Raw genomic sequence first — 16,106 nt, forward strand, 5'->3', positions numbered from 1 at the left:
TTATTTATTTTTGAATTTAGGTTTTGTTTTATTCAAAAAGGATTTATACCCAATTTTAAAATCCTCAGTATCGTAACATTTATAACCAAGATTGTTTATTTTTTCAGTCACTTTACCATTCTTTAAAATATTTCTTGAGAATTGCTTGTGCCATCTTGCAACTTTTGGTGCTCCTTCACATATTAATTCTGCTGACCTATAAGCTTCTTTTTCAACATTTTTGTCATCAACTACCCTGTTAACAAGTTTTTTCTCAAATGCTTCTTCTGCACTAAATACCCTACCCTCAAATAAAATTTCCATAGCAGTTGAATAATTAGTTACTTTTAAAAGAACTTCTAATTCTTTTGCAGCCATTGTTAAACCTAATCTTTTAATTGGAATTCCAAATCTTGAACTTTTGCCACAAATTCTAATATCACAACATCCTGCTATTTCTAATCCACCACCAACACAAATTCCTTCTATTAGGGCTACAGTCGGTATTGGACAATTAAATATTTCACCTAAAGTTCCATGTAAAAATTTGCCATAAGATTTTGCTAATTTTGATGATGATCTTTCTTTTTTAAATTCACCTATATCATTACCTGGCGAAAAAGATTTTTTGCCTTTGCCTCTTATAATTATGCATCTTAAGTTTTTATTTTTAGATAACTTTTTGAATATTTTTCCAAGCTCTATCCACATAGGCTTGGTCATAGCATTTAGCTTTTCTGGTCTATTTAAAATTACTTCAGTTAAATGACTGTTTATCTTATTAAGCTCAATTAATTTATGCATTTAACTTCTATAAAAGTATTCAACTAGTGTCATTGGTATGGCGGGTACATAGGTCACTAAAAGTAATAATATTACTAAAACACTTATAAAGATAAGATTTTCTCGTGTTACATCCCAAATATCTTCTTTTGCTACAGAGCAGGCGGTTGCTAAAACGCTTGCAACAGGAGGTGTTTGTTGGCCAATTGCTAAATTTAAAGTGACAATAATTCCAAAATGAACTGGATCTATACCCACGGCATAAACTAGAGGCATAACAATAGGAACAGTAAGAATTATTGCTGCCACAGAATGCAAAAAGAAACCAATAACTAGAAGAAAAACATTTAATATGGCCAAAACAGCATACTTATTATTTGTAAAGTCCATAATTGATCCGGCAATTTTTTGTGGAAGTTGTTCGACTGTTAAAAATTCACCTAGTAATACTGAGGCTGCTACCAACAACATTACAGATGATGTTTGAATTGCTCCTTCAGTTGCAGCTTCATACAGTCTTTTAAAATCCACTTCTCCATAAACTAACCCAATAACAAGTGACGCTACAACTGCCAAACCAGCTCCCTCTGTTGCAGTTACGACACCACCAAAAATACCACCCAAAATAATTACAGGTAGTAAAAATGCTAATGCTGCCTCTCTTGCAGTTTTTCTAACATTTGCAAGATTAAATGTTTCTTCAACTGGAAAATTTCTGCGTCTTGCTGTGATATATGCTGCTAACATTAAAAAAAAACCACCAATTACACCAGGAACAATTCCAGCAACAAATAATTGTACTACTGAACTTTGTGACATCACCGCATAAACAATCATTGGGATGGATGGTGGAATAATAATTGCTAAAGATGCTGAAGATGATGTGACTGCAGCAGCAAATGCTCCTGGATATCCTTTTTTCTTCATTGCAGGAATTAAAATTGAACCTAATGCAGCCACATCTGCAACTGCAGACCCAGAAATTTCTGCAAAAAACATTGAAGTTGCTATGTTGATCATGCTTAAACCACCCTTAATAAACCCAACCAGAGCAGAAGCAAACGCTATCAATCTTCTAGAAATACCAGCACTATTCATTATTGAACCTGCTAGAATAAATAAAGGTATTGCAATCAATGGAAATTTCATTGATCCGTCAAACATAACAATTGCAGTATCGATTAAAAAACTTGTTCCAGACTTTAATACCATCGCAATTATTGTTGTTACCGCTAGACCAATAGCAATAGGAACATTTATAGATAAAATAAATAGTAATACTAAAAACATTGTTAAAATTAACATCAAATATCTCCTGTTTGTTCAATGTTAGTTGTTTGAAGAACTAAATTTTTATAATCCTCTGGAATTCTTAAAGTTTCAGATAAAATAAATAGACATGATGCAACTGGTATCACTGATTGTACAAAAATTTGAGGAACCCACTCTAAAGTTACCAATGTTTCTCCACCAATAAGTGTTAAAACTTTGAACCCATAATAAGCTAACAATATCAAAAAAGCATAGATAATAAATTTGGATAATACAAAAAATATTTTTCTTAAAACTAATGGAAATGCCTTAAAAATACTAGGTACACTTATATGTGCTCCTTTTAATGATGCATAAGCTGAGCCATAATACGTTATCCAGGCAAGTTGAACCGCTGCAACTTCATCATACCAAACTAAAGCACTACCAGCAAAACGGAAAGAAACACCAAGCAATACTGTTGCTGCAAGGGCTACCATCATTACGAACAGTATAAATTTTAAAAAATTTTCGTATGAATTTATAAATTTTTTTAATGTCATAAATTTTTCTAGGCCCTCAGAAAGAGGGCCTAATACAAATTAGATTAATTTGCTAAAGATGATACTTTATCAATTAAAGCACCACCAGTTGATACTTCTGATGCAAATTGATCATATATTCCTTTACTTGCTGCGATAAAAGCTCCTTTATCGGCAGTGTTTACTTTAACTCCAGCTGACTCAATTACACCTAGTAAAGATTTTTCAAGTCTAGCAGCTTCTTCGTAAACAAACTTTTGCGTGTCTTGCGCAGCTTGTTCTAGGATAGCTCTTACATCCGCAGGAAGTTTACTCCAATGATCTTTATGTACTGCTACATAAGCAGGAGTATAAACGTGACCTGTAATAGATAGATATTTTTGTACTTCTTGAAACTTAGCACTAGCTATTTGAGCATATGGGTTTTCTTGACCATCCATTGTTCCAGTTTTCAAAGCTGTAAAAACTTCTGAAAATGACATTGGAGTAGGATTTGCGCCATATGATTGGAACATTTTGACTCTCCATTTTGACTTAGGAGTTCTTAATTTAATTCCTTTTAAGTCATCTGGTTTATCTATTGCTCTTACATTGTTTGTAATATGTCTAAAACCATTTTCCCATACTGCTATAACTTGATAACCAGTTTTAGCCTCAAGATTTTTAAACATTCCTGGTAATACTTGGCTTTCAACTTTATTCATGTGCTTTCTATCTTTAATGATAAATGGCATATCAAAAACACCAAACTCATCATGAATTGAAGCCATAACCGAAGATGGCAACCACATATTTACAGTACCTAATTTTAGTTTTTGCATACCTTGTTTATCCTTACCAAGTTGCGAAGAACCAAATACACTTACTTTACCTTTGCTGCCTAATCTCTCATTTGCAAGTTTAGCAAAATGATCAACTGATGCAGAAAATAATGAACCAGGTTTACCCACATGTCCAAATTTTACTTCAGTTGAATTAACTGCCAAACTTAAAAAAAATGATGAAAATAAAACAACAATTATTTTATTAAGTTTACTCATATTATCTCCCTCTAAGTTTATTATACTACAAAACCTATATAAAATATGAAAAGATATCTAGTAATTAAAATGATTGTTTAACAACAGATACCTTGCTTTTATAAATACAAAAGGTGTTATTTTAAAAAATTAATTAGAAAAACTTAATTTATTGATAGATATTCAATAAAAGATCTTACTGAAACTATAATTAAAAAAGTACCAAAAATTTTACTCAATAATTTTTTATCAATTTTATATACTGTTTTAGCACCAAGTCTTGCCATAACCATTGTTACCGGCACAAATACAATAAAACCTAATAAATTAATGTATCCAAAGCTAAAAGGAGTATTAATATTATCTATTATTTTTCCACTAATAATCATTGTTATAGTTCCGCTAATAGCTATTAAAATACCTGTTGCTGCAGCTGTACCAATTGATTTTCTTATATTATAACCAATTGTTCTCATAAAAGGTACCATTAAAGATCCACCTCCAATGCCAAGAGGTACAGAAAAAAAACCAATAACAACTCCTGAAATATTTTTTATTAGTTCAGGTGTTTTTTTTGGATTTTCTACCAATGCCTCTCTTAAAAAAATAAAAAATAACCCAATCATAAAAGCAAAAATTGAAAAAAATAAAACTAAAGTGGGGGTATTTAAATTTACCACTAAGAAGGTTCCTAAAATTACCCCAATAAGAATAAAAATACCAAACGATTTTACCATTTTAAAATCAACTGCATCATGCTCCATGTGTGTTTTGGTAGAAATTATTGATGTTGGAACTATTATTGCTAAAGAAGTTCCAACAGAAAGATGCATTCTTGTAACAATATCAAAATCAAGAACAGTAAATGCATAATACAAAGCTGGAACCATTATAATTCCACCACCAACGCCAAGTAATCCAGCCATAAAACCTGCAACAGCCGCAGATATTGCAAGGACCGCTAGTAGATTAATTATCTCACCGTAGTTTAAGTTTTCCATTATGAGCTAACTTGATTAGCTTTCTCGTTATTTTGCACAATAGTCATTATATGTTTTGATTTTTGAAAATCTGAATCTCTTGCCATCATATTATCACTTAAATATCTCTTCCAATCTTTTGAACCAATTTGCCCATGATATAATCCAACTGTGTGTCGCATAATATGATTTACTTTTGTGCCAAGCTTAACTTCTTTCTCAAGGTACTCTAGTAGTTTCTCAGCAATCTCTTCTCTTGTAGGTCTTTCTTTTGTTCCAAAAATTTCATTTTCAATTTCAACTAACGAATAAGGATTTTGATATATGGATCTACCAATCATAACACCATCACATAAAGTTAAATGATTTTTAATCTCATCAATTTTTGAAATTCCTCCATTAATAATAATTTCTAAGTCTGGATTTTCTTCTTTTATTTTATAGACCATTCCATAATTAAGTTTTGGAATATTTAAATTTTGTTTAGGTGACATTCCAGTTAAAATAGCTTTTCGAGCATGTAATATAAAAGTGATACAACCAACACCTTTCATCTTTAGTATAAAATTATTTAAATAATCAAATTCTTCAGTATCATCAAAACCAATTCTAGTTTTTGCAGTAACTGGAATTTTACAAGCATTAACCATTGAATCGATACATTCTGCAACAAGATCAGGTTCTCTCATCAAGCAAGCACCAAACATATTTTTTTGAACTTTTTTACTGGGGCAACCTAGATTAATATTAATTTCATCATAACCCATATCTTCTGCAATTTTTGCAACTTCAGCTAACTCTGCTTTATCAGATCCACCCACTTGTAATGCTAAGGGTTTTTCTTCAGGACTATAAGATAAGATTTTTTTTCGATCTCCATGAATTGCAGATTTTGTTGCAACCATTTCTGAGTACAGCATAACATTCTTACTCATCAATCTTAAAAAGTAACGATCATGACGATCAGTACAATCCATCATGGGTGCTACAGAAATTTTTCTATTAATGTCTTTTTTAATATCCAAGAGGTTTACCCATTAATTTATCAGGTAACCACGATACGATCTCAGGAAAAATACACAATATCAATATGGATAAAACCATCATCATCATAAATGGAAATGATCCCTTTAAGATTGTAGATAAGCTTACATCAGGCGTTATTCCTTTAATTATATAAAGATTTAATCCAACGGGTGGTGTGATTAAGCCTATTTCCATATTTATAGTAAATACAATCGCAAACCAATATGGATCAAAGCCTAATGTGGTTATAACAGGCAACAATATAGCTGAAGTCATTACAATAACTGCCACTGGTGGTAAAAAGAAACCAGCAACAAGTAAAAACACATTTACCATTAAGAAAATCATCCATTTATTGCTACTTAATTCAATCATGCTTTGAGCAAGTGACTGGGTTACATAAAGTTGAGATAGTGTGAATGCAAAAAGATAAGATGCTGCAATAATAAACATTATCATTACACTTTCTTTCATTGAAATTTTAACAATATTCCAAATTTTCTTAGGCTGATAAATTTTATAAACAACAGCTATCATTACAAAAACTAAAAATGCTCCAACACCTGACGCTTCTGATGGTGTCGCAACTCCTCCATACAAGACATACAAAACACCCATAATGATTGCTAGAAATGGAAAAATTCTAGGAAGAACTTCTAGTTTTTCTTTTAGTGTTGGTGGTTTTCTATTTCTTAATAATTTAGCTGCATCTTTATCAATGAAGTAACTATGTATTAATGCCCAAATTGCAAAAAGACTTGCCAACATAAACCCAGGAATAATGCCAGATAGAAATAGTCTTCCAATAGAAGTTCCTGTGGCCATACCATATACGATTAAAACTATACTAGGTGGAATTAAAACTCCTAAAGTTCCTCCAGCAGCAATTGTTCCTGTCGCAATTTCATCTGAGTACCCTCTTTTTCTCATTTCTGGAATTCCCATAGTACCGATAGCAGCACATGTTGCTGGACTTGATCCACTTAAAGCTGCAAAAATTGAGCATGCACCAATATTAGAAATAACTAAACCACCTGGAACTCTCCATAACCATCTATCAAGACCAGTATACAAATCTTTTCCTGCAGGTGAGTGAGCAACAGCCATACCCATAAGTATGAACATTGGAATTGATAACAGTACAAAAGAATTTAAGCCTGCATAAAATGTTTCCGCAAAAACGTCTAACATTTGCAGTCCTTCAAAAGTCACTAATAATGTTATCGAGACAAAACTTAAACCAAAGGCTATTGGAATACCTGAGAATAAAACTATTAAAGTAAAAACTGCAACTATTATAGCAATTGTAAGTGGGTCCATTACTTAAAATCCCCCTCATCATAAAGTTTGATTATTTCAGCAATATATTGAAGTATCATTAAAATAGAACCTATTAGCATTGAAGAATATGGCACCCATAATGGTGGATCCCAAATAGTTCCTGTTGTGTAATTCTTAGTAAATGCTTCTTCAACCATCAAAAAACCAAAATAAAATAGAATTAAGAAAAAACATAAGCTTAATAATGAAGTAAAAATTTTAAGCTTAACAATATTTTTTTTAGACATAAAATCATATATCCATTCCATACTTACATGGGCTTTTTCACTTAAAACATAAGCACTACCAATAAAAGTAGATGCAACAAGCAGTATTGTCACTAATTCAGTTTGCCATGTAATAGCCCTTTGAAAAAAATATCTTTCAAAGACAAGCTCAACAATTACTAAAATTGATACAATCAAAGCACCCACAGCAAAAGCTCCACAAGCTTGGGAAGTGTAATTACAAAATTTTAAATATTTTTTTTTCATAAAAAAAACCCCTATTTATTTTCACAAATAGGGGTTTCTTATATATTGTTTTATTTAACTGCTAAAGCCATTTCCATAAGCTTCGCACCACCAGGTACTTTCTCTGCAAATGCTTTATGAGAAGTTTTCTTAGCAATTTCTACCCATTCAGCATGATCTTCAGCTGTCATATATGCTAATTCAACGCCAGCATCTCTATAAGCATCCTCAAATTTCTTATCAAGGTTCGATACTTGTGCTGTCATATATTTTTCAGCTACTTTTCCAGCTTTCATAAGAGCTTTTTGTTGCTTAGAATTTAATGCATCAAAAGATTTCTTAGACATAAGGATTGGCTCATACATAAACCATAAACCAAATTTTCCTGGAGGTGTTGCACATTTAACTTGTTCATAAATTTTGTAACTTACAAAACTTCCTGAACTAGTGTTCGCACCAGTTAATACACCCGTTTGTAGACCAGTATAGATTTCTGAAGATGGCATACTTTGAATACCCGCTCCTGCACCTTCAAGCATTTGATTAAATGCTTTTCCAGCTGCTCTCATTACTTGGCCTTTTGCATCACTAGGTTTTCTAATACATTGTGTCTTTGAAACAAAACCACCACCTAGCCAAGCATCAGATAAAACAACTACACCTGCATCATTAATAATTTTTTTAATCTCAGTCATCATTGGAGATTTATTAAATCTTAATGCATGCTCATGGTTTTTAACTGTCCCAGGCATTAATGTTGCATCAAATTCTGGATGAAACTTTCCAGCGTAACCTAATGGAAAAGCAGATATATCTAGCTGACCAGTAGTCATTGGCTTCCACTGTTCTTTAGGTTTATATAAAGATTTTGCAGGGTAAATTCTGATATCAATATCAACATTAGCTTTTTTTACTTCATCGGCAATAATTTGAACCATTTCGTGACGTGGATCAAAAGATCCATCAGCTCTAGGAGTACCAGGCCATTGGTGACTTGCTTTTAACGTTACCGCATAAGCAGAACCAACTGTTGATAAAACTAAAACTAATGCTGTAAAATATAAAGATATTTTTTTTAACATTATTATTCCTCTCATTAGTTATTTTAATGATGCATATAATTAAAGTTCTTGGTAAGAGTCAACACTACACAAAAACACTATTGTACAAAATATGGACGGTCCTTTAAAAAACCTATTAGTTCTTGATCTAACTAGAGTGCTAGTTGGTCCTTATTGCACTATGATGCTCTCAGATCTAGGTGCACGCGTGATAAAGGTTGAAGCACCAGAAGTTGGCGACGACTCTAGAAAATTTGGACCCTTTATTGAAGATTATTCAGCATATTTTATGTCATTAAATAGAGGCAAAGAAAGTATTGCTCTTAATCTAAAAAATGAGGATGACAAAAAAATATTCGACAAAATTCTAGCTAAAGCAGATATCTTAGTTGAAAACTTTAAACCAGGTACGTTAGAGAGGTGGGGATATGGCTGGAAAGATATTTGTAAAAAATATCCTAGATTAATTTATGCATCAGCATCAGGCTTTGGACAAACTGGTCCATTAAAAGAATTACCTGCTTACGATATGGTTGTTCAAGGTATGGGTGGCTTAATGAGTATTACCGGTCAACCTAATTCTGAACCAACAAGAGTTGGTACATCTATCGGTGATATTACTGCAGGATTATTCACAACTGTTGGAATTAATGCAGCACTTTATGATAGAGAAAAAACTGGCAAAGGAACTTTTATTGATGTTTCAATGCTAGACTGTCAAATAGCAATTTTAGAAAATGCTATTGCAAGGTATCTTGCTAAAAATGAAATACCAAAACCAATGGGATCTCGTCACCCATCTATTGCTCCCTTTGAGGCTTTTAAAACAAAAGATAGTCATATCATTATAGCAGCTGGTAATGAAAAATTATTTGAAAAACTTTGTAATGTTTTAAATATTCCTGAAATATCTAAAGATCCAAAATTTAACACAAATTCATTGCGATCAGAAAATATGGATGATCTTAAAAAAATACTTGAAGATAAACTTATTGTTAAGAATACTAATGACTGGGTAAGTGAAATGGAAAAAGAAAAAATTCCATGTGGTCCAATATTTAATATTAAAGAAGCCGTTGAAAACCCTCAAGTCGAAGCAAGAAACATGATTGTTAAAGCACATCACAAAGTAATTGGAGATTTTAAATTAGCGGGTAATCCAATTAAAATGTCTAATTATAAGGATGAAACAACGCGTGGTGATATTCCAGACTTAGATGAACACAGGGAAAAAATCTTAAAGGAATTTAATAATTAACTGTTAGGTTCAGTTTCTTCTGCATCTTCTTTTGCAGTTTCAGTTTCTGCTATTTGATCTAGAGAAACTTCAGTTTCTTCACTAGCAGTTTCAGTTTCTTCACTAGCAGTTTCAGTTTCTCCACTAACAGTTTCAGTTTCTTCACTAGCAGTTTCAGTTTCTTCACTAACAGTTTCAAGTTCTGGATTAACCTCTACTTCAGGTTCTGATTTTGCAGTTAATTCTTCTAAATCTTCTGGTGCAACTTGAATTTTTTCTGGAATTTTTCTAGCTCTTTTAGATGGTAGAATAGGTGTTCCACTTTTAGAAATTTCACCTTTGTACATACTGTCAAAATCATCACCGATAATTTCATCATCATCTGATCCATCATCAACTTGTTCAACATGTTTTCTAAGTTTATGAATGGCACTATCAGTTAAGTCTGAAACTTTAATAGTTTCTTCTGCAATTTCTCTTAAAGATATAACTGTATTTTTGTCATTATCTCTATCAAGAGTAGGCTCAAGACCTGAATTTAATTGAACTGCTCTTTCTTTTGCAACCAATACTAATTCATAAGGGCTTTCTACTTTATCTATGCAATCTTCTACTGTTACTCTAGCCATGCGCAAGTATCTATACGGTGGTTAAAAAAAATCAAGGTTAATTTTACAAATATTGAGGATTAAGCTTATTCTTTATGAAGAATAACAACGATATTGCAATTAAAACATAAGATCCTGAAACTAAAGCGATTTGTTCAATAGAAAAGCTATTATCGATCAATATTCCAAATAAAGCTGTTCCAAATGCAGTTGAAAAAACCATGAAGGCTGTTGTGAGAGCTTTAATGGCACCAATATATTTAACACCATAAATTTCAGCCCATGTAGCAGAACCTAAAACATTTGATAGTCCATTTGAAACCCCAATTAAACCAAGAAAGACAAAAGATGAAAATGGTGAATTAAAATAATAAAGCACAAACGTTGCAACTAATAAAGGAATGTTCATGTAGATTAATAATTTTCTACTTGTAAATTTATCAATCAAAAACCCAGATAAAAATAAAGTAATAACTGATAGAACTGAATACACCATAAAGGATTGGGCTATTACATAAGGTCCCCAATTTTTAGATGAGACTATAAAAGATTGATAAACAAATGTTCCTGTTGCAATTGAAGGCATCGCCAACATAGTTAAGCAAATAATATAAAATCTGTAATCTTTTAATACTTCACTTCTTTTCCATTGTTTGATTTCTTTTGTCTTAACATCATTAAGATTTATAGTTTCTCTTGAATCTAATTTAATATTTTTTACTAATGAAAAAGTAATTATTGGTAATACTACGATGACAAATATTGAAATAACTATCCAAATATTTCTCCAATCGACAAAAGTTAATAAAAAAATAATTAATAATGGTAAAATAAATTCAGCTAATGATAAACCAAGCCAAGTTGTACTTAATGCACGTCCCCTAGTCTTTTCAAAAAATCTTGAAATTGTTGTAGTTGCAGTGTGAGACATTAGTCCCTGACCTGATAATCTCATTAAAAAAATTGAGAAAAATAAAAAAACTACTGATGAAATTTTAGAAAATAAAAAACAAGAGATTGCTAGTAAAGCAATGACATAAGATGCAAATTTTAAAATATTAAAATCATCTATCTTTTTACCAACCCAAACTAGTATAAAACTACTTAATAAAGTTGCGGATGCATATATTGATCCAAATTGACCATGACTGATAGAAAGTGCATCTCTTATGCTTGAATTAAACAATCCTAAAAAAAAACTCTGTCCAAAACTTGAAAAAAATGTAAATATAAAACCAAATAAAATTACTTTAAAATTCAAACTTTTAAACATAGGAAATAGAAATTATGAGCAATGTTGCATTTATAGGTTTAGGTGTCATGGGTTATCCAATGGCAGGATATATATCAAAAGCAGGCCACAATGTAACTGTTTATAATAGAACAGCTGCAAAAGCTGACAAATGGGTTGCTGAATTTAAAGGATCTAAAGCAGATACACCTGCAAAAGCTGCTGATGGAGCTGACTTTATATTTACCTGTGTTGGTAATGATAACGATCTAAAAGAAGTTACTTTTGGTGACAACGGTATCTTTAAAGCAATTAAAAAAGGTTCAGTTTACATTGATAACACTACGGCATCTGCAACAATTGCTAGAGAGATTTATGCTCATTCATTAAAAAGTGAATTTGGTTTCTTAGATGCGCCTGTATCTGGCGGTCAAGCTGGTGCTGAAAATGGTGCACTAACCGTAATGATTGGTGGAGATCAAGCAAACTTTGACAAAGCTAAAGACATTATTGATTGCTACAGCAAAAAAATGAAATTATTAGGTGGGGCTGGAAATGGTCAACTAGCAAAAATGGTTAACCAAATCTGTATTGCAGGTTTAGTTCAGGGTTTGTCAGAAGCGATTAACTTTGGGAAAAAAGCTGGTTTAAATATGGAAGATGTAATTGAAGTTATATCCAAAGGTGCTGCTCAATCTTGGCAAATGGAAAACAGATACAAAACGATGATTGATGATCAGTTTGAATTTGGTTTTGCAGTAGATTGGATGAGAAAAGATTTAAAAATCGCAATGGATGAAGCTAAAAATAATGGCTCTCAACTACCGGTAACTGAAATTGTTGATAAGTATTACGGTGAAGTTCAAGAGATGGGTGGAAACCGTTGGGATACTTCTAGTTTAATTAGAAGACTTAGTAAATAATCCATAATGCAACCAGCATACTACGAAAATTTTGAAGAGATCAAAAATAAGATCTGGTCAATGTTGGATAATGCTATCAAAGATAGAGGGTCTCCTTTTAGAATTCCTGTATTTATTTGTGGTGGCCAAGATGACTTTGATGGCAGAATTGTAGTTCTTAGAAAATCAGATCGAGAAAATAATCTAGTTCAATACCATAGCGATATTAGATCTAATAAAATCGCTAAATTAAAAGCAAATAAAAATGCAGCAATGCTATTTTATGACAAAGATGAGAAGATCCAAGTTAGACTTAAGGTTGAATGCATTGTTAATCATGAAAATGATATTACAAAACAATCTTGGTTAAAAACAGGACATATGAGTAGAAAGTGTTATTTAGTAGATAACGGACCAGGAAAATTTTCTGAAACCCCAACTTCGGGACTAAAACCTGAACTGGATAATTTTGAATTTACTATGGAGCAAAGTGAAGTTGGATATAAAAACTTTACTGTTATTCAATGTAAAATTAAAAGTATGGAATGGCTTTATTTAGCAGCCAAAGGCCATCGTAGAGCTAGATTTGATTTGGAAACTAATAAAGATACCTGGTTAATTCCTTAAAATACTGATTTAGAATATTTTTTCCAGTTATCTTGATAATGAACAGCATTTTCAGTAATTAACTTTACCTCTTCAGTTGATACTTGTCTTACAATTTTACCAGGTGAACCAACTACTAGAGAGTTATCTGGAATGACTTTATTTTCAGTGATCAGTGCATTAGCTCCTATGATGCAATTTTTCCCAATCTTTGCTCCATTTAAAATGACAGCACCAATTCCAATTAAAGAATTGTCTTCAATCGTGCAGCCATGAAGCATAACTAAATGTCCAATAGTTACATCTTTACCAATTTTTAATGGGTAACCTGGATCAGTGTGCAATACACTGCCATCTTGAACATTGGAGCCTTCACCAACATAAATATTTTCAACATCCCCTCTTAAGGTAACATTAAACCAAATGCTGGTATTTTTTTCTAGCGTGACATCGCCAATGATGGATGCATTAGATGCAGACCAATTATTACCTAAATTTTTAACTTTTTTATCTTCCAAATCATAAAACATAACTTATATATTATTATAACATGCCGTTAAAAACTCCAATATGTGATTTCGGACAAGCTGCTAAAAGCTTTGAATTAAAGTCTACTAATAACGAAATTATTAAATTAAATGACGTTAAAGGAATAAATGGAACCTTGGTTATGTTTATTTGTAACCACTGCCCTTACGTAAAAGCTGTTATTAAAGATATTGTCGAAGATTGTAAAAATTTAAAAGAATTAGGTATTACAGCAGTGGCCATATGCTCTAATGACGCAATTAATTACCCTGAAGATAGTTTTGAAAATATGATTAAATTTGCAAAAAAACATCAATTTAATTTCCCCTATCTATTTGATGAAACTCAAAATGTTGCAAAAAGTTATGATGCAGTGTGCACGCCTGATTTTTTTGGGTATAATAACAATTTAGAATTACAATACAGGGGTCGAATAAGAGAATTAGACAATTTAAAACCGGTAAGAGCTGGTGATAGTGATTTATATAGTGCAATGAAACAAATAGCTGAAACCGGTAAAGGTCCTGAAACACAAATTCCAAGTGCTGGATGTGCCATTAAATGGTTAGATAATTAATGTATTTAATAGTTACAAAAACATTTCCTCCAGAAGTGGGAGGTATGCAGAATTTAATGTGGGGGTTAGCAAATGAACTTTCAAAACACTACATGATAAAAGTATTCGCTGATTATCATGAAAATCATAAATTATTTGATGAGCAAGTTTCTTTTTCAATAGAGCGTGTTGGTGGCATAAAGCTTCTTAGAAAATACAGAAAAGCTCAATTGATTAATGAATTTATTAAAGAAAATAAAATTGATGGCATTATCGCTGATCATTGGAAAAGTTTAGAACATCTTAAAACAAATAAAAAAAAGATATGTTTGATCCATGGTAAAGAAATTAATCATGAAAAAGGCACCTCTCTTAATAAAAGAGTATTAGAGGTTTTAGATAATGTTGAAACTATCGTTGCTAATTCTGAATACACTAAAAATTTAGCTATTTCATTGGGTGTTCAGCAAGATAAGATCATAGTTATTAATCCTGGTGTTGATCCTGTTGAAGAATTAGATAAAAAAACTTTAGATAAAGTAGAGAACTTATTAAAACACAAATCTCCTAGATTAATTACTGTCTCTAGATTTGATAAAAGAAAAAATCATGAAAAAGTCATCATGGCTCTTCGAAATTTAAAACAAATCTATCCAAGTATTGTCTATATTTGTGTGGGTTATGGAGTCGAAGAGGAAAACATAAAAAAGTTAGTAGCTGAATTAGGTCTTCAGCCACAAGTGATGTTTTTTAAAGATATCTCTAATGAATTAAAAAATGCACTAGTTGCTAAATCTAATGTTTTTGTAATGCCATCAATTGTTCATAAAAAATCTGTTGAAGGATTTGGTATTGCTTATGTTGAAGCAGCTCAATATGGATTGCCTTCTCTTGGAGGAAAAGATGGAGGTGCAGCAGATGCAATCGAGCATGAGAAGACGGGTTTAATCTGTAATGGTAATGAATTAGATGAAGTTTACTCATCTATTAATTTAATGTTAGAAAATAATAAATTTCATGAGTATGGAAAGGCTGCCAATGAAAGCTCTGCTAAGTTTAAGTGGAGTACAATTATTGAAGAATATAAAAAAGTCTTAAACTAAAACTGTCTACACTTTTGTATTTTTTATATCTGTCTTCAAAAGAGTTCCTCCTCCAGGTGTGATAGCTTTTAATCCCAAGGCTTGTAAAATACTCCAAGTAGTAGCAACTGAAGCAGATAATGTAGGGATACCAGTTTGTTTTTCTATTGCTTCAATGGCAGGCAAAGATGGCATTTGAACACAAGCTGAAGCAACAATTGCATCTACTCCTTTTGTATCAAGTTTTTTCCAAAGTTCAGCAGGTGCCATTGGGTCTTGTGAAGCAACATCTAAGTTATTTGGAATTTCCAGTGCCAGATAATCTTTTACCTCTACTCCTTCACTTTCAATATAATCAACAACCATTTTTGACAAAGGTTTCATGTATGGACAAATAATTGAGACTTTTTTTGCACCTAGCGAATGAAGTGCATCGACCAAAGCTCCAGCAGAACTAACTGTAGGTGTTGGTGATCCATTTGCAGCACTTGCCTCAAACAATCTTTTAGCACTCACATTATGGTAACCATGACCTCTACTCATAATTGCAACAAGACACGCATAAGCCTGAACCTCCACTGCAGCATCTGAGAGTTCAGCGGCACAACGAAGACTGTCATCATCCATCCGTTCCAATTCTTCTTTTGTTACATTTTTCATTCTCATACGTGAGGAATGGAAAGTGAAATGGTCTGGAAAAATATCCTCTCTTGCACGCAAGAGTGCTGGTATCTCTGTTTCCATAGTGACATTTGAACTTGGTACAATCAGACCAACACGTCTGGCAGTTTTTTGAGAAATCATTATTTTTCCTTTATTTAAATTTTTGGATTTTAAATTAGCATTATTTAAATTTATATTTACATTTTTTTTAAATTTAAGACAGTTCTTTTTGAGACTTGTCTAATTTAAATAATGCAAG

18 protein-coding genes are annotated in these 16,106 nt (G+C 32.0%); 5 read left to right on the forward strand and 13 right to left on the reverse strand.

Features of this window, described 5'->3' with window-relative positions; all coding sequences use genetic code 11:
• The 9 genes from AC5YGC_RS04480 to dctP form a co-directional block, all read right to left on the reverse strand.
• Nucleotides 1–783, reverse strand: coding sequence for an enoyl-CoA hydratase-related protein (locus AC5YGC_RS04480; protein ID WP_496139062.1), 783 nt, complete (start codon nt 781–783; stop codon nt 1–3).
• Nucleotides 784–2,067: a TRAP transporter large permease subunit gene (locus tag AC5YGC_RS04485; RefSeq protein WP_496139063.1), complete on the reverse strand. Its 1,284-nt coding sequence runs from the start codon at nt 2,065–2,067 to the stop codon at nt 784–786.
• Nucleotides 2,067–2,576 carry a TRAP transporter small permease subunit gene (locus AC5YGC_RS04490; protein ID WP_496139064.1) on the reverse strand — a complete coding sequence of 170 codons (510 nt, stop codon included), beginning with the start codon at nt 2,574–2,576 and terminating at the stop codon, nt 2,067–2,069. Before AC5YGC_RS04490 ends, AC5YGC_RS04485 begins: the two co-directional genes overlap by 1 nt.
• Before the next feature lie 44 nt (nt 2,577–2,620).
• Nucleotides 2,621–3,595 (reverse strand): DctP family TRAP transporter solute-binding subunit, encoded by a 975-nt coding sequence (locus AC5YGC_RS04495; protein WP_496139065.1) that lies wholly within the window; start codon nt 3,593–3,595, stop codon nt 2,621–2,623.
• Nucleotides 3,596–3,738: 143 nt separating this feature from the next.
• Nucleotides 3,739–4,575 (reverse strand): TSUP family transporter, encoded by an 837-nt coding sequence (locus AC5YGC_RS04500; RefSeq protein WP_496139066.1) that lies wholly within the window; start codon nt 4,573–4,575, stop codon nt 3,739–3,741.
• Nucleotides 4,575–5,579 (reverse strand): tRNA dihydrouridine(20/20a) synthase DusA, encoded by a 1,005-nt coding sequence (gene dusA, locus AC5YGC_RS04505; protein WP_496139067.1) that lies wholly within the window; start codon nt 5,577–5,579, stop codon nt 4,575–4,577. The genes AC5YGC_RS04500 and dusA overlap by 1 nt, the downstream gene beginning before the upstream one ends.
• Nucleotides 5,569–6,900 (reverse strand): TRAP transporter large permease subunit, encoded by a 1,332-nt coding sequence (locus tag AC5YGC_RS04510; protein ID WP_496139068.1) that lies wholly within the window; start codon nt 6,898–6,900, stop codon nt 5,569–5,571. Before AC5YGC_RS04510 ends, dusA begins: the two co-directional genes overlap by 11 nt.
• On the reverse strand, nt 6,900–7,394 hold the full coding sequence (locus AC5YGC_RS04515) for a TRAP transporter small permease subunit (RefSeq protein WP_415289873.1): 495 nt from the start codon (nt 7,392–7,394) through the stop codon (nt 6,900–6,902). The genes AC5YGC_RS04510 and AC5YGC_RS04515 overlap by 1 nt, the downstream gene beginning before the upstream one ends.
• A gap of 50 nt (nt 7,395–7,444) precedes the next feature.
• Nucleotides 7,445–8,455, reverse strand: coding sequence for a TRAP transporter substrate-binding protein DctP (dctP, locus tag AC5YGC_RS04520; protein WP_496139069.1), 1,011 nt, complete (start codon nt 8,453–8,455; stop codon nt 7,445–7,447).
• A gap of 91 nt (nt 8,456–8,546) precedes the next feature.
• Here dctP and AC5YGC_RS04525 point away from each other — a divergent pair, with 91 nt between their 5' ends.
• The gene (locus AC5YGC_RS04525) at nt 8,547–9,692 is read left to right on the forward strand and encodes a CoA transferase (protein ID WP_496139070.1); all 1,146 of its coding nucleotides are present in this window, start codon (nt 8,547–8,549) and stop codon (nt 9,690–9,692) included.
• On the opposite strand, the gene rpoZ is transcribed toward AC5YGC_RS04525, so the two are convergent.
• Nucleotides 9,689–10,300: a DNA-directed RNA polymerase subunit omega gene (gene rpoZ, locus AC5YGC_RS04530; RefSeq protein WP_496139071.1), complete on the reverse strand. Its 612-nt coding sequence runs from the start codon at nt 10,298–10,300 to the stop codon at nt 9,689–9,691. The two genes, AC5YGC_RS04525 and rpoZ, sit on opposite strands and share 4 nt — an antisense overlap.
• A gap of 43 nt (nt 10,301–10,343) precedes the next feature.
• Entirely contained in the window at nt 10,344–11,552 is a 1,209-nt protein-coding gene (locus AC5YGC_RS04535; protein ID WP_496139072.1) for an MFS transporter, read from the reverse strand.
• Between the two features lie 14 nt (nt 11,553–11,566).
• Between AC5YGC_RS04535 and AC5YGC_RS04540 the strand changes: the two genes are divergently transcribed.
• Nucleotides 11,567–12,433, forward strand: coding sequence for an NAD(P)-binding domain-containing protein (locus tag AC5YGC_RS04540; RefSeq protein WP_496139073.1), 867 nt, complete (start codon nt 11,567–11,569; stop codon nt 12,431–12,433).
• 6 nt (nt 12,434–12,439) lie between these two features.
• Entirely contained in the window at nt 12,440–13,039 is a 600-nt protein-coding gene (locus AC5YGC_RS04545) for a flavin-binding protein (RefSeq protein WP_496139074.1), read from the forward strand.
• Here the strand turns inward: AC5YGC_RS04545 and AC5YGC_RS04550 are convergent.
• Complete coding sequence (locus tag AC5YGC_RS04550) at nt 13,036–13,548, reverse strand: DapH/DapD/GlmU-related protein (RefSeq protein WP_496139075.1); 513 nt, start codon at nt 13,546–13,548, stop codon at nt 13,036–13,038. The genes AC5YGC_RS04545 and AC5YGC_RS04550 overlap by 4 nt on opposite strands.
• A gap of 20 nt (nt 13,549–13,568) precedes the next feature.
• On the opposite strand from AC5YGC_RS04550, the gene AC5YGC_RS04555 reads away from it, so the two are divergent.
• Together AC5YGC_RS04555 and AC5YGC_RS04560 are read left to right on the forward strand one after the other, a co-directional pair.
• Nucleotides 13,569–14,123, forward strand: a complete 555-nt coding sequence (locus AC5YGC_RS04555) for a redoxin domain-containing protein (protein WP_496139076.1) — start codon at nt 13,569–13,571, stop codon at nt 14,121–14,123.
• Complete coding sequence (locus AC5YGC_RS04560; RefSeq protein ID WP_496139077.1) at nt 14,123–15,205, forward strand: glycosyltransferase; 1,083 nt, start codon at nt 14,123–14,125, stop codon at nt 15,203–15,205. The genes AC5YGC_RS04555 and AC5YGC_RS04560 overlap by 1 nt, the downstream gene beginning before the upstream one ends.
• Nucleotides 15,206–15,211: 6 nt before the next feature.
• Here AC5YGC_RS04560 and AC5YGC_RS04565 read toward each other — a convergent pair whose 3' ends face one another.
• Nucleotides 15,212–15,988 carry a maleate cis-trans isomerase family protein gene (locus AC5YGC_RS04565; protein ID WP_415289888.1) on the reverse strand — a complete coding sequence of 259 codons (777 nt, stop codon included), beginning with the start codon at nt 15,986–15,988 and terminating at the stop codon, nt 15,212–15,214.
• Between the last annotated feature and the right edge of the window lie 118 nt (nt 15,989–16,106).

It is taken from the genome of Candidatus Pelagibacter sp. uisw_138 (assembly GCF_059512485.2).